Origin of the sequence: Enterobacter sp. RIT637 (genome assembly GCF_019718755.1) — a bacterium.
Classification (GTDB): Bacteria; Pseudomonadota; Gammaproteobacteria; order Enterobacterales; family Enterobacteriaceae; genus Enterobacter.
Genome location: NZ_JAIHAZ010000001.1, coordinates 53181 through 73274 on the forward strand (window position 1 = coordinate 53181; position 20094 = coordinate 73274).

Here is a 20094-nt window from a genome sequence, read left to right on the forward strand (position 1 = left end):
GCATTAATAAATAAAAACAGATACATAATTAATATCTATAGCAGGCGTTGCATTAGCAGGATAAGTTTTTTAAATCGACAGGGATCATATTGTGCGTGGCGCGTAAATCAGTGGATTGACTTTGTTTTTGCCAGTGGCATGATGCGCACGAAATCTGAACTTCCTCACGGTTTTTAATCCATGACCACCTATACCCGGCCAGTGCTTTTGTTGCTCTGTGGCCTGCTTCTGTTGACCCTGGCGATCGCAGTGTTAAATACGCTCGTCCCGCTGTGGCTCGCCCATGAAAACTTACCGACCTGGCAGGTGGGTATGGTCAGCTCGTCCTTTTTTACCGGGAACCTGCTGGGCACGTTATTAACCGGTAGCCTGATCAAGCGCTTTGGCTTTAATCGCAGCTATTATCTGGCTTCGCTGATTTTTGCCGCCGGGTGTGCCGGACTGGGCCTGATGGTTGGTTTCTGGAGCTGGATGGCATGGCGCTTTATCGCTGGCGTAGGCTGCGCGATGATTTGGGTGGTGGTTGAAAGTGCGCTGATGTGCAGCGGCACGTCACGTAACCGTGGGCGCCTGCTGGCGGCCTATATGATGGTTTACTACGTCGGCACCGTGCTGGGTCAACTGATGGTCAGCAAGCTGCCAACCGACCTGATGAGCGTTCTGCCGTGGGTAACCGGCATGGTGCTGGCCGCGATCCTGCCGCTGCTCTTCACGCGGATTGTGAACCAGAACAGCGAGCATCAGGAAGCGACCCATATCTGGCCGATGCTGAGGCTGCGCCATGCGCGCCTGGGCGTTAATGGCTGCATTATCTCGGGGATTGTTCTGGGCTCGCTCTACGGCCTGATGCCGCTCTACCTGAATCATCAGGGCGTTAGCGATTCCGGGATTGGCTTCTGGATGGCGGTGATGGTGAGTGCGGGGATCGTCGGGCAGTGGCCAATTGGTCGCCTGGCGGACCGCTTTGGTCGCCTGCTGGTGCTGCGCGTTCAGGTCTTCGTGGTGATCATGGGATGCCTTGCGATGCTCAGTAATGCCGCCATGGCACCGGCTCTGTTTATTCTTGGGGCTGCGGGCTTTACGCTCTATCCTGTTGCGATGGCCTGGGCCTGTGAGAAAGTTGAACATCACCAGCTGGTGGCAATGAATCAGGCGCTGTTACTAAGCTATACCATTGGTAGTCTGCTGGGGCCAACCTTTACCGCCATGCTGATGCAGAATTATTCTGATAACCTGCTGTTTATCATGATTGCCAGCGTATCGTTTATTTATCTCCTGATGCTGCTGCGAAAAGCGGGCGAGCACCCAACGCCAGTGGCACATGCCTGATTAAATAAAAGCCTGTCGATGACAGGCTTTTTTGTCCCCATCACAACTAAGAGTTTTACTTATTGTGTGTTTATCTCACCAGGCGATAATTCACATGAGTCCTACCACAATAAGGCAGCCATCATGTCTATTCGTCGTTTTTCCACTACTGCGCTTGCCGTAGTGTTGTCTTTAACGTTTGCAACCGCTCCGGTCATGGCTAATCCTGGAAATGGGAATGGCGGTGGTCACGGAAACGGTGGTGGACAAGGTAATAGCGGCAATCATGGCAACGGTAATTCTGGTGACCATGGTAACAAGCAAAATAGCGGTAAGGATAATCCGGGCAAATCGGATAAGAGCTTCAAAAACAGCAAAGATGTCGGTAATGATGTCGACGCTCGCGTGAGCTTCGATCATGCCCGCCATCTGGCGCTGAATTATGGCTTAACAGGCTATGATTCTCTGCCTCCAGGGATCGCAAAAAACCTGGCGCGCGGTAAACCGCTGCCTCCGGGCATTGCGAAGAAAACCGTTCCAGCATCTATGCTGGGCCAACTTCCTTCTTATCCGGGCTATGAATGGCGGGTGGTGGGAGATGATCTGGTCTTAATCGCGCTGAGTACCGCGATTGTGACCTCCGTTATTAACGGCGTCTTCAAATAGAATAGAAAAAGGCCCGGTTTCCACCGGGCCTTTTCTTTAATACATAACCTTGTGACCGTACTGCTCAAGAATACCTTTGACGCGTTCCATGGTCTCTTTTTTCGGCGGCTTCACGCCATCAAGCTTATATTCTTCACCCATCGCCACCCATTTGTGTTTACCGAGTTCGTGATAGGGCAGAAGCTCAATTTTCTCCACGTTGCCCATATCTCGGGTAAATTCGCCCAGACGGTGCGCGGAATCATCATCATCTGACCAGCCCGGCACGACCACGTAGCGGATCCAGGTTTTGATGCCTTTGTCGGCAATGTATTTGGCAAATTCCAGCGTGCGATGGTTGGAGACGCCAACCAGGTTCTGGTGGATCTCATCGTTCATCTGTTTGAGATCGAGCATGACCAGATCGGTCACTTCGAGCAGTTCATCAATAACCGGATCGTAGCGGCGTACAAAGCCGTTGGTGTCGAGACAGGTATGGATGCCTTCCTTGCGGCAGGCACGGAACCAGTCGCGAACAAATTCAGCCTGTAGAATGGCTTCACCGCCAGAAGCCGTCACGCCGCCGCCGGACGCGTTCATAAAGTGGCGGTAGGTCACCACCTCTTTCATCAGATCTTCAACGGTCACTTCTTTACCGCCATGGGTATCCCAGGTATCGCGGTTATGGCAGTACAGGCAGCGCATCAGGCAGCCCTGGAAAAAGGTGATAAAGCGGATGCCCGGGCCATCGACGGTGCCACAGGATTCAAAGGAGTGAATGCGACCAATAATTGACATTGCGGTGATATCTCCAGCATCGGCCCGTCCGGGGCCTGTGTATGCACAGCTCAAAACCGGCTGTGTTAAGTCTGTTTTGGCTGTTATCCATTAAGTATAGATAGCGGACAAAAGAGACTGAGGTGGAGAGGGTGCTAAAAAGGCCCCACTGTCGTGGAGCCTTTATTGTACGCTTTTTAACGCGTGATTTCAGTCAATTCCACTTACATGGACTGAGTGAAAGTACGGGTGATAACGTCCTGCTGCTGTTCTTTAGTCAGGGAGTTAAAACGTACTGCGTAGCCAGATACGCGGATGGTCAGCTGAGGATATTTCTCAGGGTGTTCCATCGCGTCGAGCAGCATTTCACGGTTCATAACGTTCACGTTCAGGTGCTGACCACCTTCGATGGACGCTTCGTGGTGGAAGTAACCATCCATCAGACCCGCGAGGTTAGTTTTACGCACTTCGTCGTCTTTACCCAGCGCGTTTGGCACGATAGAGAAGGTGTAAGAAATACCATCTTTCGCGTAAGCAAACGGCAGTTTAGCAACGGAGGTCAGAGAGGCAACAGCACCTTTCTGGTCACGACCGTGCATTGGGTTAGCACCTGGACCGAATGGTGCGCCAGCACGACGACCGTCTGGGGTGTTACCGGTTTTCTTACCATACACAACGTTAGAGGTGATGGTCAGAACAGACTGAGTCGGGATAGCGTTACGGTAAGTAGTCAGTTTCTGAATTTTCTTCATGAAACGTTCTACCAGGTCAACCGCCATGTCATCAACGCGAGAGTCGTTGTTACCAAACTGCGGATATTCACCTTCGATTTCGAAGTCTACAGCCAGGCCGTCTTCGTCACGAATAGGTTTAACTTTCGCATATTTGATTGCAGACAGGGAGTCAGCAGCAACGGACAGACCAGCGATACCACACGCCATGGTGCGGATAACGTCACGGTCGTGCAGCGCCATCAGAGAGGCTTCGTAGCTGTACTTGTCGTGCATGTAGTGGATAACGTTCAGCGCAGTGACATACTGTTTAGCCAGCCAGTCCATGAAGTGATCCATACGCTCCATCACTTCGTCGAAGTTCAGAACGTCGCCTTTGATCGGCTCAGACTTAGGACCAACCTGCATTTTCAGTTTTTCATCAACGCCGCCGTTGATTGCGTACAGCATGGTTTTCGCCAGGTTTGCACGCGCACCGAAGAACTGCATTTGTTTACCAACAACCATTGGGCTTACGCAGCAAGCGATAGCGTAATCGTCGTTGTTGAAGTCCGGACGCATCAGGTCATCGTTCTCGTACTGCAGAGAAGAGGTGTCGATAGACACTTTAGCGGCGAATTTCTTGAAGTTCAGAGGCAGTTTTTCAGACCACAGAACGGTGATGTTCGGCTCCGGAGAAGGACCCATGGTGTACAGGGTATTCAGGAAGCGGAAGCTGTTTTTGGTTACCAGAGTACGGCCGTCAACGCCCATACCACCGATTGATTCTGTTGCCCAGATTGGGTCACCGGAGAACAGTTCATCGTATTCAGGGGTACGCAGGAAGCGAACCATACGCAGTTTCATGACCAGGTGGTCAATCATTTCCTGAGCGTCTTGCTCGGTGATTTTGCCTGCTTTGATATCACGTTCGATGTACGCATCCAGGAAGGTGGATACGCGGCCGAAGGACATTGCTGCACCGTTCTGAGACTTAACAGCGGCCAGGTAGCCGAAGTAGGTCCACTGGATAGCTTCCTGAGCGTTGGTAGCAGGACCAGAGATATCGCAGCCATATTTAGCCGCCATCTCTTTGATCTGGCCCAGCGCGCGGTGCTGTTCCGCGATTTCTTCACGCAGACGGATAGTCGCTTCCAGGTTTACACCGTTTTCCAGATCGGACTGCAGGGATACGAACTGCGCATACTTGTCTTTCATCAGGAAGTCGATACCGTACAGCGCAACGCGACGGTAGTCACCGATGATACGGCCACGGCCATACGCATCCGGCAGACCAGTCAGAACGCCAGATTTACGGCAGTTCAGAATGTCTTTGGTGTAAACATCGAATACGCCCTGGTTGTGGGTCTTGCGGTATTCGGTGAAGATTTTTTTCAGCATTGGGTCCAGCTCGCGGTTATACGCTTTGCAGGAACCTTCAACCATTTTGATGCCACCGAACGGGATGATTGCGCGTTTCAGTGGTGCTTCAGTCTGCAGACCAACGATTTTCTCAAGGGCTTTGTTGATGTAGCCAGCATCGTGAGAAGTGATGGTGGAAGCTACGGAGGTGTCAAAATCAACTGGCGCGTGAGTGCGGTTTTCCAGTTTAACGCCTTCCATTACGCTGTCCCACAGCTTGGTGGTCGCGTCAGTTGCGCCAGCCAGGAAGGATTCGTCACCTTCATACGGGGTATAGTTTTTCTGAATGAAGTCACGTACGTTTACTTCATTCTGCCAGTCACCTTTCGCAAAACCTTCCCAGGCTGTGGCTAACTTTTCATTAAGCTCGGACATGTAACACCTACCTTCTTAAGTGGATTTTTTATTTACTGCCTGAGACGCCCATCAGTGATGGTTGTCGCCACGCAGGTAAATGACCCAGTATGTCAACCCAACTAACAGACCCCCACCGATAATGTTCCCGATAGTGACGGGGATCAGGTTATCAGTAATGAAGTTCATGATAGTCAGGTGAGAGAAACTTTCCGGATTTGAACCAACAGCGGTCCAGAACTCCGGGCTCGCAAAGTTGCGGATAACAATCCCCATCGGAATCATAAACATATTCGCAATACTGTGCTCGAAGCCGCTGGCAACAAACATCGCAACCGGCAGAACCATAATCATGGCTTTGTCCATCAGGCTACGACCCGAGTAGCTCATCCAGACGGCCAGGCAGACCATCAGGTTTGCGAGGATGCCGAGAGCAACAGCTTCGATAAATGTATGATGCATTTTGTGGTCAGCGGTTTGCAGGACGTTAAGCCCCCAGCCGCCGTTGGCGGTCATATACTCGCCAGAGAGCCACATCAACAGAACAAAGAGCAGACAGCCAATCAGGTTACCAACATAGACGTTAAGCCAGTTGCGCGCCAGCTGACCCCAGGTAATTCTTCCGCTGGCTTTCGCCACAACAATCAGCACCGTAGAGGTGAAGAGGTCGGCGCCGCAGATGACGCAAAGAATCAGACCCAGTGAGAAGCAAATACCGCCAATCAGTTTGGCCATGCCGAAAGGCATTCCGGCAGTACCGGTGGTGGCAGTGATGTAGAAGACGAAAGCGATTGAGATGAACACACCGGCCGTGATCGCCAGATAGAACGTCTTCATCGGGTGTTTCGTTGCTTTATAGACACCCGCTTCTTCGGCAACTTTGGCCATTGCAGCTGGGAGTAAAAGATCAAAAGGGTTGTCAGCTTTCACACTAACTCTCTCTTTATTAAGTCGGCGACGAGATACTAACAAAGCATTATAGAAGAGAAATTGATATAGATCATATCTCGCCTGGCTTATAGGCCCGCAATGTGTATGGATTTACAGCGAATGCGGAGTAAGTATTTGATTATCCGTATAAAAATAAATTTTAAAAGTTATGAAAAGAGTTGAATTTTTTCGTTCGGCCCCCTTCGAAACAGTTAATTAATATAGAGTATTTACCATAAAAAGTAACAATAAAGCTTGGCTAAATATTATTATATTTACCCATGTTTAACTTTATTATTACAATCAACAATCATTGCCGAAAAAATAAAAAAAGGGGCAATGAAATTGCCCCGTAATATAGCCCAGACGATTGGATACGCCTACATCTGGTGATGTTATATGCGCTTATTTTGACCAGTAAGCGGCTTTTGCCTTCTGTAATTTTTCATATGCTTTCAGCAGCGACTGATGTGCCGGGAAGGCTTTCAGATCGCTATCAACAGCCTGCAGGCCATAGAACGGCTCTTCGCCGCTCAGCGCCGCACTGGCGGCTTCAACGGCGTCTGCACCGTACATACGAACAAAGGCATTCAGGTACTGCAGAGGTTCACGATCCTCTTCCTGAGCGAGCAGCAACAGCGTCTGAAGGCAGCGGTAGTAGTTGGTGCGTTCGGCTGAGAAGACGGACTGGTTAAACTCCATGGTCCATTCGGTCCAGGCCAGAGCCTGATCAAGATCGCCACCCGCCAGAGCCAGCATCGCTTTCAGCTCACCAATACGCAGGGTGTACCAGCCGTTGTCTTTACCGGTCGCCAGACCCAGCAGTTCGCGCACGCGGGTGAAGTCATCGTGGCCTTCTTCGTCCAGCTGGGCGATCAGGTTCAGATAATCTTCTTTTTCCCACTCGCTGCCCGGCAGAGCCAGCAGTGTTTCGCGCAGGTGCGCGCCCATGCTGTTATTTGCCAGCCACAGATCTTCTGCCGGATAGATGTCGGACATGCCCGGAACAATAATGCGGCACGCGTAGACGCCAAGGTGTTCGTAGTCAGCAATATAGACGTCCTGGTCTTCCGCTTTGAAGATTGCCATCAGCGTGGCGAACTCTTCTTCCGTGGTACCGGCAAAACTCCAGTCTACGAACGGATAGTCTGCATCCTGCTTGAACATGTCCCAGGAGATCAAACCGCTGGAGTCGATGAAGTGGGTTTCGAGATTGGTATGCTCGGCCACTTCTTCATCGTCAAAGGTTGGCGGGGTGAACACGTCGAGATCTTTCAGGCTACGGCCCTGTAGCAGCTCGGTGACGGTACGCTCCAGCGCCACGCCGAAGTCCGGGTGCGCGCCGAAGGAGGCAAAGCAGGTACCGTTGGTTGGGTTAAACAGCACGACGCAGATAACCGGGTATTTACCGCCCAGCGAGCCGTCATAGGCAAAGATTGGGAAACCTTCTGCTTCGAGCTTAGCGATGGACTCTACGACGCCCGGGTAGCGCGCCAGCACGTCGGCCGGAATTTCAGGCAGGCTGATGGATTCGGCGATGATGCGGTTTTTGATGTGACGCTCGAAGACTTCGGACAGACCCTGCACGCGCGCTTCATTGCGGGTGTTACCGGCGGACATGCCGTTAGACACATACAGGTTACCGACAATGTTCATCGGGATGTAAACGGTCTTTTCGTCAGACTGGCGGGTAAACGGTAGGGCGCAGATACCGCGATCCTCGTTACCGGACTGCAGATCGATCAGCATGCTGGCAGTCAGTTCGTTGTCTGGATCGTAGAACGCACGCAGGCGCGCGTCGAGAATGCCTTCCGGCAGTTCGTCGTCTTCGGTCAGCGGGAACCATTTTTCGTTCGGATAGTGAACGAACGGGCCATTAGCGATGGTCTCGCCAAGCCAGAAGTCAGCGAAGAAATAGTTGGTGGACAGACGCTCAAAATACTCACCCAGCGCAGAGGCCAGTGCCGCTTTTTTTGTCGCGCCTTTACCGTTGGTAAAGCACAGGGCACAGTCTTTATCGCGAATATGCACGGACCAGACATGAGGCACCGGGTTAAGCCAGGAGGCTTCTTCGATGTTAAAACCCAGGTCGGTCAGTTTCTGCTGGAAGCGAGCGATGGAATCTTCCAGAGCGGCGTCTTTGCCGGGGATAAACGTTTGAGTCATGGCGTTCACTTTTATCGTACGTAAAGCGCGCAATGATACGGGTTTTGCGTGACGGGTGCTATCTCCGGCGAAAATAAAAGCCTGAGCTATGCTTATAGTCAGTAACTTACTGTTAAGGCATAGAAAAATGAAAGCTTTCGATCTCCAACGGATGGCGTTTGATAAAGTCCCTCCCGAGTTTTTAGGCGAAGTCGCGCTGCGCAGCCTGTACACCTTTGTACTGGTCTTCCTGTTTCTTAAAATCACCGGCCGTCGCGGCGTGCGGCAGATGTCGCTCTTTGAGGTGTTGATCATCCTGACGCTGGGGTCAGCGGCGGGAGACGTCGCGTTTTACGACGATGTGCCGATGGTGCCGGTGTTTATCGTTTTTGTCTCACTGGCGCTACTTTACCGTCTTGTCATGTGGCTGATGTCAAAAAGCGAAAAGCTGGAGGATCTTCTGGAAGGGAAGCCGGTTGTGATTGTGAAAGACGGGCAACTGGCCTGGGAGAATGTACAAAGTGCCAATATGACCGAGTTTGAGTTCTTTATGGAGCTGCGTCTGAATAGCGTTGAACAGCTCGGGCAGGTTCGGCTGGCAATCATGGAAACCAACGGGCAGATCAGCGTCTATTACTATGCTGACGATGACGTTAAGCCCGGCCTGTGTATCCTGCCGGATATGTTGGTAGAACGGTTCAGGGTAGTACCTGAAACCGGGGAGTATGCCTGTATAAAATGTAGTCATGTGGTGGGGATGCATGCGGGCGATCATCAATTATGTCCTCGCTGTACGAATCCAGAATGGACGAAGGTTAGCCGGGCCAAACGTCTCATCTGACAGCCATTTTGTCGGTTTTGTGACGACGAGGTGGCAGATTGTATTGTGTGACGATGAGCACATTTCCCCGGTCATAAGTTTTAGACATTGCGGCGCGTGTCACTGAATGATAAAACCGATATCCACAGTTATAACTTATGGCTTTTAGCGTGGTGAGGGGAAATGGCTCAAGTCTTTAATTTCAGTTCAGGTCCGGCAATGTTACCGGCAGATGTGCTCAAGCAGGCTCAACAGGAGCTGTGTGACTGGAACGGTCTGGGTACGTCGGTGATGGAAGTTAGCCACCGTGGTAAAGAGTTTATTCAGGTGGCTGAAGAAGCAGAAAAGGATTTTCGCGATCTGCTGAACATTCCCTCGAACTACAAAGTATTGTTCTGCCACGGCGGTGGGCGCGGTCAGTTTGCCGGTATCCCGCTCAACCTGCTGGGAGACAAAACCACCGCTGATTATGTAGATGCGGGCTACTGGGCGGCCAGTGCTGTCAAAGAAGCGCATAAGTACTGCACGCCGAATGTCATCGACGCCAAAGTGACCGTTGACGGCCTGCGCGGCGTTAAGCCGATGAGCGAGTGGCAAGTTTCTGATAATGCGGCCTATCTCCACTACTGTCCGAATGAAACCATTGACGGTATCGCCATCCACGAAGAGCCAAACTTTGGTGAAAAGGTGGTTGTTACCGCGGACTTTTCTTCGACTATTCTTTCCACGCCGCTGGATGTAAGCCGTTACGGTGTGATCTACGCTGGCGCACAGAAAAATATCGGCCCTGCGGGTCTGACTATCGTGATTGTGCGTGAAGACCTGCTGGGCAAAGCACACAAATCCTGCCCGTCGATTCTTGATTACACCGTGTTGAACGACAACGATTCTATGTTTAACACCCCACCAACGTTTGCCTGGTATCTTTCCGGCCTGGTCTTCAAATGGCTGAAGCAAAACGGCGGCGTTGCGCAGATGGATAAGGTTAACCAACAGAAGGCTGAACTGCTGTACGGCGTGATCGATAAGAGCGATTTCTACCGCAACGATGTGGCGAAAGCGAACCGTTCCCGCATGAACGTGCCGTTCCAGCTGGCGGACAGCAACCTGGATAAAGTCTTCCTGGAAGAGTCCTTCGCAGCAGGTTTGCACGCGCTTAAAGGCCACCGAGTGGTGGGCGGCATGCGTGCCTCCATCTATAACGCTATGCCGCTCGAAGGCGTTAAAGCTCTGACCGATTTCATGATCGACTTCGAACGTCGTCACGGTTAATTTGCTGTTATTCACCCCCGCAGCGTCCCTGCGGGGTTTTTATTATGTTGAGTTGAGAGTTTAGTTTTCATGGAATCCCTGACGTTACAACCTATCGCGCGGGTAGATGGCACCATCAATCTGCCTGGTTCAAAAAGTGTCTCGAACCGCGCTCTGCTGCTGGCAGCTCTGGCAAACGGCACCACCGTCCTCACAAACCTGCTGGACAGCGATGACGTGCGCCATATGCTCAATGCACTGAAAGCGTTGGGCGTTCATTACACTCTCTCCGACGATCGTACCCGCTGCGAAGTGACCGGCAACGGCGGCGCGCTGCGTTCCGCTGAAGAGCTTGAGCTGTTTCTGGGTAACGCGGGTACCGCGATGCGGCCGCTGGCGGCGGCCCTGTGTCTGGGCAGCAACAATATTGTGCTGACCGGCGAACCGCGTATGAAAGAGCGTCCGATTGGCCATCTGGTCGATGCCCTGCGTCAGGGCGGCGCGCAGATTGACTATCTGGAGCAGGAAAACTATCCACCGCTGCGTCTGCGCGGCGGTTTTACCGGCGGTAATGTCGAGGTGGACGGCAGCGTTTCCAGCCAGTTCCTGACGGCACTGCTGATGACCGCGCCGCTGGCACCGCAGGATACGGTGATCGCGATTAAAGGCGATCTGGTTTCTAAACCGTACATTGATATCACGCTGCACCTGATGAAAACCTTCGGCGTTGAGGTGGAAAACCAGTCTTATCAGCGCTTCGTGGTGCGCGGGGCGCAGCAGTACCAGTCTCCGGGCAACTACCTGGTTGAAGGGGATGCGTCATCCGCCTCCTACTTCCTGGCCGCGGGTGCGATTAAAGGCGGTACGGTAAAAGTGACCGGCATTGGGCGCAACAGCGTGCAGGGCGACATCCGTTTCGCTGACGTACTGGAAAAAATGGGCGCGGTGGTTACCTGGGGCGATGACTTTATCTCCTGTACCCACGGCGAGCTGAATGCCATCGACATGGACATGAACCATATCCCGGATGCTGCGATGACCATCGCCACGGCGGCGCTGTTTGCTAAAGGCACCACCACGCTGCGTAATATCTACAACTGGCGCGTAAAAGAGACGGACCGCCTGTTCGCGATGGCGACCGAGCTGCGTAAGGTCGGTGCAGAGGTGGAAGAGGGCGAAGACTACATTCGCGTGACCCCGCCGGCCAAACTGCAGGTTGCTGAAATCGGCACCTATAACGATCACCGTATGGCGATGTGCTTCTCGCTGGTGGCGCTGTCCGACACTCCTGTGACCATTCTTGACCCAAAATGTACGGCGAAAACCTTCCCGGACTACTTCGAGCAGCTGGCACGCATTAGTACGCTGGCCTGATACCCTCATGCCGCATCACCCGGTGCGGCATTTCCTTACGCTTCCTGACGAACACTCCCGCTCATTTCTTCTACACTCTGCTTCTATCATTCTGTAATTTGCACGCAAAGGTAACAGTTGCGCACGTTGGCGCGTATAATGCGCGGCGTTCATGTAAACGGTATGCCTTATTTAAGGAGAAAAAGATGACGGCACTTGCCCCGGTAATCACCATTGATGGGCCTAGTGGCGCAGGGAAAGGTACTCTGTGCAAAGCGATGGCAGAAGCATTGCAATGGCATCTTTTAGATTCGGGAGCAATCTATCGCGTGCTGGCTCTGGCTGCGCTGCATCACCATGTGGATGTCGCCTCTGAAGAAGCGCTGGTACCGCTGGCTGCGCATCTGGATGTGCGTTTTGTTTCGACTGATGGCAACCTTGAAGTGATCCTGGAAGGAGAGGACGTCAGCGGGGAAATTCGTACTCAGGAAGTCGCTAACGCGGCCTCCCAGGTCGCGGCGTTCCCGCGCGTTCGCGAAGCCTTGCTGCGTCGCCAGCGTGGTTTCCGTGAAGCCCCTGGTCTGATCGCTGACGGACGTGATATGGGAACGGTGGTATTCCCTGATGCGCCAGTGAAAATTTTCCTCGACGCCTCTTCGGAAGAACGCGCGCAACGCCGCATGCTTCAGTTGCAGGAAAAGGGGTTTAGTGTTAACTTTGATCGCCTTTTATCCGAGATAAAAGAGCGCGATGACCGCGATCGTAACCGCGCCGTCGCCCCACTTGTTCCTGCAGAAGATGCATTAGTGCTGGATTCAACCAGTTTAACTATTGAGCAAGTGATTGAAAAAGCGCTACAATATGCGCGCCAGAAACTGGCTCTCGCGTAATCGCGACCGATTTAGCAGTACCCCCGCTGCAATGGATTGACGGCGGGTATGTGAAACAACCCCATCCGGCACGGAGCCAGGTGGACGTTAATATTAACCTGAAGATTAAACATGACTGAATCTTTTGCTCAACTATTTGAAGAATCCTTAAAAACAATCGAAACCCGTCCGGGTTCCATCGTTCGTGGTGTTGTTGTTGCTATCGACAAAGACGTAGTACTGGTTGACGCCGGTCTGAAATCTGAGTCCGCCATTCCGGCAGAGCAGTTCAAAAACGCCCAGGGCGAGCTGGAAATCCAGGTTGGTGACGAAGTTGACGTTGCTCTGGATGCAGTAGAAGACGGCTTCGGTGAAACCCTGCTGTCCCGTGAGAAAGCTAAACGTCACGAAGCTTGGATCACGCTGGAAAAAGCTTACGAAGAAGCTGAAACTGTGGTCGGTGTTATCAACGGCAAAGTTAAAGGCGGCTTCACTGTTGAGCTGAATGGTATTCGTGCGTTCCTGCCAGGTTCACTGGTAGACGTTCGTCCAGTCCGTGACACCCTGCACCTCGAAGGCAAAGAGCTTGAGTTCAAAGTAATCAAGCTGGACCAGAAGCGTAACAACGTTGTTGTATCCCGTCGTGCCGTTATCGAATCCGAAAACAGCGCAGAACGCGATCAGCTGCTGGAAAACCTGCAGGAAGGCATGGAAGTCAAAGGTATCGTTAAGAACCTCACTGACTACGGCGCATTCGTTGACCTGGGCGGCGTTGATGGCCTGCTGCACATCACCGACATGGCGTGGAAACGCGTTAAGCACCCAAGCGAAATCGTGAACGTTGGCGACGAAATCACTGTTAAAGTGCTGAAGTTCGACCGCGAGCGTACTCGTGTATCCCTCGGCCTGAAACAGCTGGGCGAAGATCCATGGGTAGCTATCGCTAAGCGTTACCCAGAAGGTACTAAACTGACTGGTCGCGTTACCAACCTGACTGACTACGGCTGCTTCGTTGAAATCGAAGAAGGCGTTGAAGGTCTGGTGCACGTTTCCGAAATGGACTGGACCAACAAAAACATCCACCCATCCAAAGTTGTTAACGTTGGTGATGTAGTGGAAGTGATGGTTCTGGATATCGACGAAGAACGTCGTCGTATCTCCCTGGGCCTGAAACAGTGCAAAAACAACCCATGGCAGCAGTTCGCGGAAACCCACAACAAGGGCGACCGTGTTGAAGGTAAAATCAAGTCTATCACTGACTTCGGTATCTTCATCGGCCTGGACGGCGGCATCGATGGCCTGGTTCACCTGTCTGACATCTCCTGGAACGTTGCAGGCGAAGAAGCAGTACGTGAATACAAAAAAGGCGACGAAATCGCTGCAGTTGTTCTGCAGGTTGACGCAGAGCGTGAGCGTATCTCCCTGGGCGTTAAACAGCTCGCAGAAGATCCGTTCAACAACTGGGTTGCACTGAACAAGAAAGGCGCAATCGTAAACGGTAAAGTGACTGCAGTTGACGCTAAAGGCGCAACCGTAGAACTGGCTGACGGCGTTGAAGGTTACCTGCGCGCTTCCGAAGCTTCACGTGACCGCGTTGAAGATGCAACTCTGGTTCTGAGCGTTGGCGACGACGTTGAAGCTAAGTTCACCGGTGTTGACCGTAAGAACCGTGCAATCAGCCTGTCTGTTCGTGCTAAAGACGAAGCTGATGAGAAAGATGCAATCGCAACTGTTAACAAACAGGAAGATGCAAACTTCTCTAACAACGCAATGGCTGAAGCTTTCAAAGCAGCTAAAGGCGAGTAATATCAAGTTCTCACCATCATTTACGCTGTAACACATTTACAGCGAGAAGGATGAGGAGCAGACTTGACAGATTGCAGGATTCGTCCTGTAATCAATAACAAAGGGCGGCTACGGCCGCCCTTGTTTAATGAGCTGTTCAGCTAATTGGTTTGAAAGGAACCGGAGGAATCATGACCAAGTCAGAATTGATTGAAAGACTTGCCAGTCAGCAACCGCACATCCCTGCAAAGGCTGTGGAAGATGCTGTTAAAGAGATGCTGGAGCATATGGCCACCACTCTTGCCCAGGGCGAGCGCATTGAAATCCGCGGTTTCGGTAGTTTTTCTCTGCACTATCGTGCTCCACGTACCGGGCGTAACCCGAAGACTGGCGATAAAGTTGAGCTGGAAGGCAAGTACGTTCCGCACTTTAAGCCGGGTAAAGAACTGCGCGATCGCGCCAATATTTACGGTAACTGAGTTTTAGCCATAATGGCTAAACTGGGTTTAAAAGAAAGCACCTGCGGGTGCTTTTTTTGTGCCTCTCGTCTGCATTTCTGAATACGACACGCATTTCCATTCTGGCTTTTCTGCAAACCACTAAAAACGTTGCAGCGTCCGCCGTAACGCTCCTTTTTCCTGTCTGACGACACGCCATTCTCACGGCATACTGCCCGAAACAGGGAGGTATAAATGGGGATCCACATTGTCAGTGCTTGCACCATTCTGGCCATTCTTCCGCTCTATTGGTTACCTGTTTTACCGGAGCCAGAGAGTGTCTGGATGATGATTGCCGCCGGGATCGCGTTAGCCATGCAGCAAAGAAAATGGATAACGTTCTCAGGCATCGGGTTGCTCTTTTTTTGCTGGGGCGTATTAGCGGCGCAGGAGAGCGTTTGGCCCTTGAATCATCTGACGACAGGACCGCAGCAGGCGGAGGTGGTAATTACAGCAACCGACGGCGCAACCATGCATCAGGGAAACATTGTCAGCCTCAATGGAAAACGCTGGAGGGGCGTCACTGGGGTGACGCTGTATGGTAATTACCTGCCCCAAAAGGTGTGTGCCGGTCAACGCTGGGCTATGGCGCTGCGTCTTAGAGCGGTGCATGGTGAATTAAATGACGGTGGCTACGATTCGCAGAAAAATGCTTTTGCCCGCCATCAAACGCTGAGCGGGCGTTTTACGCATGCTGAGGTTGTTGATGCGCGCTGTAGCCTGCGTTCACGGTATCTGGGCTCACTGCAAAACGTACTCACGACATATCAGTGGGGGCCGGTGATCCTTGGGCTGGGGATGGGGGAGCGTCTGAACGTACCGCATGAGATAAAAAATCTCATGCGCGAGACAGGGACAATACATCTGATGGCGATTTCGGGTCTGCACATCGCGCTGGCTGCGTATATCGTCTGGTTACTGGCAAGGGGAATGCAATATCTCCTGCCGAGCCACGCTATACATTGGCAGTTGCCCATGCTTGCAGGTCTGTGCTTCGCGGCTTTTTATGCATGGCTAACGGGGATGCAACCGCCCGCAATGCGCACGGTGGTCTCTCTTACGGTCGTAGCTGCGCTGCGGATGAGCGGCCGTCAATGGTCTCCCTGGCAGATCTGGTTAACCTGCGTGGCGGCAATTCTGATTTATGACCCCTTGGCTGTTCTGTCGCAAAGTTTTGCGTTGTCGGCGTTTGCGGTCGCGGCATTAATTTTTTGGTACCAATGGCTACCGCTTCCGAACTGGCGCTGGATCCACCGAATAAAACCGCTGGTAAATCTCATTCATCTGCAGACAGGGATGCTGTGCCTGCTGCTTCCGTTGCAGGTGCTGATTTTCCATGGTTTCAGCCTGTCTTCATTCATCGCGAATCTGTTTGCTGTTCCGCTGGTCACGTTTATTTCCGTGCCGCTGATCCTTCTCGGTATGCTGCTCCATCTTTTCCCGCTGGCGTTACTGGAGAACGCTGTCTGGTATGCGGCCGATAAGTCTCTGGCAGGGTTATTCGGGTTGCTGGCTCGCTTGCCGGACGGCTGGCAGGATGTTGATGAACGTTGGCAATACCTGACGCTGCTACCCTGGCTTGCCATTATCGGCTGGCGTTTTCGAAGCTGGAAAGTTCTGCCGGCTGTTTGTCTGACAGCAAGTATTATGCTCGCACTTCCTTTGTGGCGAACGGATAAAACTGGCGGCTGGACGCTGCACATGCTGGATGTTGGGCAGGGGCTGGCAATGGTGATTGAACGTCAGGGGAGGGCTATTCTGTATGATACCGGGCTGGCCTGGCCGGGGGGAGATAGCGGGCAGCAGTTGATCATTCCATGGTTACGCTGGCATCACCTGAAGCCAGAAGGGGTGATCCTGAGTCATGAGCATCTCGACCACGCGGGGGGACTGGCATCGCTGCAAAAAGCCTGGCCCGAAATGTGGGTCCGGAGTCCTTTGCACCTGGCTGGACATCTTCCTTGTTTTCGGGGGCAACGGTGGCAATGGCAGGGGCTAACGTTTAGCGTTCACTGGCCGCCTGAAGAAGGGCAAGCCAAAGGTAACAACCGCTCCTGTGTAGTTAAGATCGACGACGGTGAGCAGAGCATCCTGCTGACCGGGGATATTGAAGCACAGGCTGAAATGGCAATGCTGAGCCATCGCTGGCGCAATCTTGCGTCTACACTCATTCAGGTACCTCACCATGGCAGTAACACCTCGTCTTCCTTGCCGTTGGTGCAGCGGGCAGAAGGGGAAATAGCGCTGGCCTCTGCAGCCCGCTATAACGCGTGGCGCTTTCCATCAGCGAAAGTGGTGCGGCGCTTCGGGAAAGAGGGATATACCTGGCTGGACACCCCTCATTCTGGACAAATATCGGTGACATTTTCGCAACATAGCAGGCAGATCCGACGCCTGCGTGAACACAATTTACCGCGTTGGTATCATCAGTGGTTTGGCGCGCCCGTAGATAACGGGTAGAATATGCGGCTATTTCAACAAATGCTGGTTTTTTGAATGCATAACGACAAAGATCTCTCCACGTGGCAAACGTTCCGCCGACTCTGGCCGATGATTGCCCCTTTCAAAGCAGGCTTGATCGTGGCGGGCGTAGCGTTAATCCTCAACGCAGCCAGCGATACTTTTATGCTATCGCTCCTCAAACCGTTACTGGATGACGGTTTTGGTAAAACGGATCGCTCAGTGCTGCTATGGATGCCGCTGGTGGTTATTGGGCTGATGATCTTACGCGGTATTTCCAGCTATATCTCCAGCTACTGTATCTCCTGGGTATCAGGAAAAGTGGTGATGTCCATGCGTCGCCGACTCTTCGGTCACATGATGGGCATGCCGGTCTCGTTCTTTGATAAACAGTCTACGGGCACGCTGCTATCACGTATTACCTACGATTCAGAGCAGGTGGCATCATCGTCCTCCAGCGCGCTGATTACTGTGGTTCGTGAAGGCGCATCGATCATCGGCCTGTTTGTCATGATGTTCTATTACAGCTGGCAGCTGTCGCTCATCCTGATCGTGCTGGCACCGGTTGTCTCCATTGCTATCCGCGTCGTCTCCAAGCGTTTCCGCAATATCAGTAAGAATATGCAGAATACGATGGGGCAGGTCACGACCAGCGCTGAACAGATGCTGAAAGGCCACAAAGAAGTGCTGATCTTTGGTGGTCAGGAAGTTGAAACCAAACGCTTTGATAAGGTCAGCAATAAAATGCGCCTGCAGGGGATGAAAATGGTGTCGGCCTCCTCTATCTCCGACCCTATCATTCAGCTGATTGCCTCGTTGGCACTGGCATTTGTTCTGTATGCAGCGAGCTTCCCGAGCGTAATGGAGACCCTGACAGCAGGGACCATCACCGTTGTGTTCTCCTCCATGATTGCGCTGATGCGCCCGCTGAAATCCCTGACCAACGTGAACGCGCAGTTCCAGCGCGGTATGGCGGCATGCCAGACGTTGTTCAGCATTCTGGATTCCGAACAGGAAAAAGATGAAGGTACGCGCGTGATTGAGCGTGCAAACGGAGACGTTGAATTCCGTAACGTGACCTTTACCTATCCAGGCCGCGAAGTGGCTGCACTGCGTAATATCAACCTGACGATTCCGGCAGGTAAAACCGTTGCGCTGGTGGGCCGTTCCGGCTCGGGTAAATCAACCATTGCCAGCCTGATTACGCGTTTCTACGACATTGATGAAGGCGAAATCCTGTTAGATGGCCATGACCTGCGGGAGTATACCCTGCAGTCGTTGCGTAACCAGGTTGCACTGGTTTCTCAGAACGTGCATCTGTTCAACGATACGGTTGCCAACAACATCGCCTATGCGCGTACTGAAGAGTACAGCCGCGAGCAGATCGAGAATGCCGCACGCATGGCGTATGCGATGGACTTCATCAACAAGATGGATAACGGTCTGGATACCATCATTGGTGAAAACGGCGTGCTCCTTTCCGGTGGTCAGCGTCAGCGTATCGCCATTGCGCGTGCGCTGCTGCGCGACAGCCCAATCCTGATTCTGGATGAAGCGACGTCAGCGCTGGATACTGAATCTGAACGCGCTATTCAGTCAGCGCTGGACGAACTCCAGAAGAACCGTACCTCTCTGGTGATTGCGCACCGTCTCTCGACTATCGAGCAGGCTGACGAAATCGTGGTGGTGGAAGATGGCGTAATTGTCGAACGGGGCAGCCATGCCGATCTGCTCGCCCATCGTGGCGTCTACGCTCAGCTTCATAAGATGCAGTTCGGTCAGCAATGATTGCACGTATCTGGTCCGGTGAATCACCACTGTGGCGACTGCTTCTGCCGCTCTCCTGGCTGTATGGCCTGGTGAGCGGCGCTATTCGTCTGATGTATCGTCTGGGGCTGAAACGCGCCTGGCGTGCACCGGTTCCGGTAGTGGTGGTCGGTAACCTGACCGCAGGTGGGAACGGCAAAACGCCGGTGGTGATCTGGCTGGTGGAGCAGTTGCAAAAACGCGGCATTCGCCCAGGGGTTGTATCGCGCGGCTACGGTGGTAAAGCGACGCACTATCCGCTTTTGCTTACGGCTGATACAACAACTGCCGAAGCGGGGGATGAACCTGTCCTGATCTATCAGCGGACAGGTGTACCGGTTGCGGTCTCACCCGTGCGCAGCGACGCCGTTCAGGCGCTGCTTGCCGGGCAAGCAGTGGACATTATTATCACCGACGATGGCCTTCAGCATTACGCGCTGGCGCGTGATAAAGAGATTGTGGTCATTGACGGCGTGCGCCGTTTTGGCAACGGCTGGTGGCTGCCAGCCGGGCCAATGCGTGAACGCGCGTCGCGCCTTCGGTCCGTTGATGCGGTGATTGTTAACGGTGGCCAGGCTAAGCCCGGGGAAATCCCTATGCATCTTCAGCCTGGCATGGCGGTTAACCTGTTAACGGGCGAACGTAAAGCGGTTGAACAACTGCCTGCGCTGGTGGCGATGGCGGGTATTGGGCATCCTCCGCGCTTCTTCGCAACGCTGGAGCAGTGTGGTGCCCGGCCAGAAAAACGCGTTCCGCTGGCAGACCACCAGGCGCTGGTGGAAGGTCAGGTAGACGCCCTGACCGTACCCGGGCAGTCGCTGATCATGACCGAAAAAGATGCGGTGAAATGCCGCGCCTTTGCGAAAGAAAACTGGTGGTATCTGCCGGTTGACGCTGAACTCAGCGGCGAGCAGCCGGAACACTTGCTCAAGGAACTGATTGCGTTGGTGCGATAAACGCTT

15 protein-coding genes are annotated in these 20094 nt (G+C 52.9%); 11 read left to right on the plus strand and 4 right to left on the minus strand.

The annotated features are described in order from the left end of the window. Positions 1 to 180 precede the first annotated feature (180 nt). Together K5E19_RS00210 and K5E19_RS00215 are read left to right on the plus strand one after the other, a co-directional pair. On the plus strand, positions 181 to 1329 hold the full coding sequence (locus tag K5E19_RS00210; RefSeq protein ID WP_221549536.1) for an MFS transporter: 1149 nt from the start codon (positions 181 to 183) through the stop codon (positions 1327 to 1329). 123 nt (positions 1330 to 1452) lie between these two features. Then, positions 1453 to 1974, plus strand: coding sequence for an anti-virulence regulator CigR family protein (locus K5E19_RS00215; RefSeq protein ID WP_126543590.1), 522 nt, complete (start codon positions 1453 to 1455; stop codon positions 1972 to 1974). 36 nt (positions 1975 to 2010) lie between these two features. Here K5E19_RS00215 and pflA read toward each other — a convergent pair whose 3' ends face one another. The 4 genes from pflA to ycaO all read right to left on the minus strand — a co-directional run bounded on the left by pflA (position 2011) and on the right by ycaO (position 8312). Next, positions 2011 to 2751: a pyruvate formate lyase 1-activating protein gene (gene pflA / locus K5E19_RS00220; RefSeq protein ID WP_010429226.1), complete on the minus strand. Its 741-nt coding sequence runs from the start codon at positions 2749 to 2751 to the stop codon at positions 2011 to 2013. 203 nt (positions 2752 to 2954) lie between these two features. Next, positions 2955 to 5237 carry a formate C-acetyltransferase gene (pflB, locus tag K5E19_RS00225; RefSeq protein WP_033145088.1) on the minus strand — a complete coding sequence of 761 codons (2283 nt, stop codon included), beginning with the start codon at positions 5235 to 5237 and terminating at the stop codon, positions 2955 to 2957. 51 nt (positions 5238 to 5288) lie between these two features. Continuing rightward, positions 5289 to 6146, minus strand: a complete 858-nt coding sequence (focA, locus tag K5E19_RS00230) for a formate transporter FocA (protein WP_221549537.1) — start codon at positions 6144 to 6146, stop codon at positions 5289 to 5291. Between the two features lie 405 nt (positions 6147 to 6551). Beyond that, positions 6552 to 8312 carry a 30S ribosomal protein S12 methylthiotransferase accessory factor YcaO gene (gene ycaO, locus K5E19_RS00235; RefSeq protein ID WP_010429234.1) on the minus strand — a complete coding sequence of 587 codons (1761 nt, stop codon included), beginning with the start codon at positions 8310 to 8312 and terminating at the stop codon, positions 6552 to 6554. A 127-nt stretch (positions 8313 to 8439) separates the two neighbouring features. Between ycaO and K5E19_RS00240 the strand changes: the two genes are divergently transcribed. The 9 genes from K5E19_RS00240 to lpxK all read left to right on the plus strand — a co-directional run bounded on the left by K5E19_RS00240 (position 8440) and on the right by lpxK (position 20088). After that, positions 8440 to 9132 carry a DUF421 domain-containing protein gene (locus K5E19_RS00240; protein WP_221549538.1) on the plus strand — a complete coding sequence of 231 codons (693 nt, stop codon included), beginning with the start codon at positions 8440 to 8442 and terminating at the stop codon, positions 9130 to 9132. Positions 9133 to 9294: 162 nt separating this feature from the next. Next, positions 9295 to 10383 (plus strand): 3-phosphoserine/phosphohydroxythreonine transaminase, encoded by a 1089-nt coding sequence (gene serC, locus K5E19_RS00245; protein ID WP_221549539.1) that lies wholly within the window; start codon positions 9295 to 9297, stop codon positions 10381 to 10383. 69 nt (positions 10384 to 10452) lie between these two features. Further along, positions 10453 to 11736, plus strand: coding sequence for a 3-phosphoshikimate 1-carboxyvinyltransferase (gene aroA / locus K5E19_RS00250; RefSeq protein WP_221549540.1), 1284 nt, complete (start codon positions 10453 to 10455; stop codon positions 11734 to 11736). A gap of 185 nt (positions 11737 to 11921) precedes the next feature. Then, positions 11922 to 12605 carry a (d)CMP kinase gene (gene cmk, locus K5E19_RS00255; RefSeq protein WP_010429248.1) on the plus strand — a complete coding sequence of 228 codons (684 nt, stop codon included), beginning with the start codon at positions 11922 to 11924 and terminating at the stop codon, positions 12603 to 12605. A gap of 111 nt (positions 12606 to 12716) precedes the next feature. Further along, entirely contained in the window at positions 12717 to 14390 is a 1674-nt protein-coding gene (gene rpsA / locus K5E19_RS00260) for a 30S ribosomal protein S1 (protein WP_010429251.1), read from the plus strand. Positions 14391 to 14560: 170 nt separating this feature from the next. Continuing rightward, the gene (ihfB, locus tag K5E19_RS00265) at positions 14561 to 14848 is read left to right on the plus strand and encodes an integration host factor subunit beta (RefSeq protein ID WP_003858233.1); all 288 of its coding nucleotides are present in this window, start codon (positions 14561 to 14563) and stop codon (positions 14846 to 14848) included. Positions 14849 to 15061: 213 nt separating this feature from the next. Continuing rightward, positions 15062 to 17326, plus strand: coding sequence for a ComEC family protein (locus K5E19_RS00270; protein ID WP_221549541.1), 2265 nt, complete (start codon positions 15062 to 15064; stop codon positions 17324 to 17326). 36 nt (positions 17327 to 17362) lie between these two features. After that, positions 17363 to 19114: a lipid A ABC transporter ATP-binding protein/permease MsbA gene (gene msbA, locus K5E19_RS00275; protein WP_221549542.1), complete on the plus strand. Its 1752-nt coding sequence runs from the start codon at positions 17363 to 17365 to the stop codon at positions 19112 to 19114. Then, positions 19111 to 20088, plus strand: coding sequence for a tetraacyldisaccharide 4'-kinase (lpxK, locus tag K5E19_RS00280; protein ID WP_221549543.1), 978 nt, complete (start codon positions 19111 to 19113; stop codon positions 20086 to 20088). Before msbA ends, lpxK begins: the two co-directional genes overlap by 4 nt. Positions 20089 to 20094 lie beyond the last annotated feature (6 nt).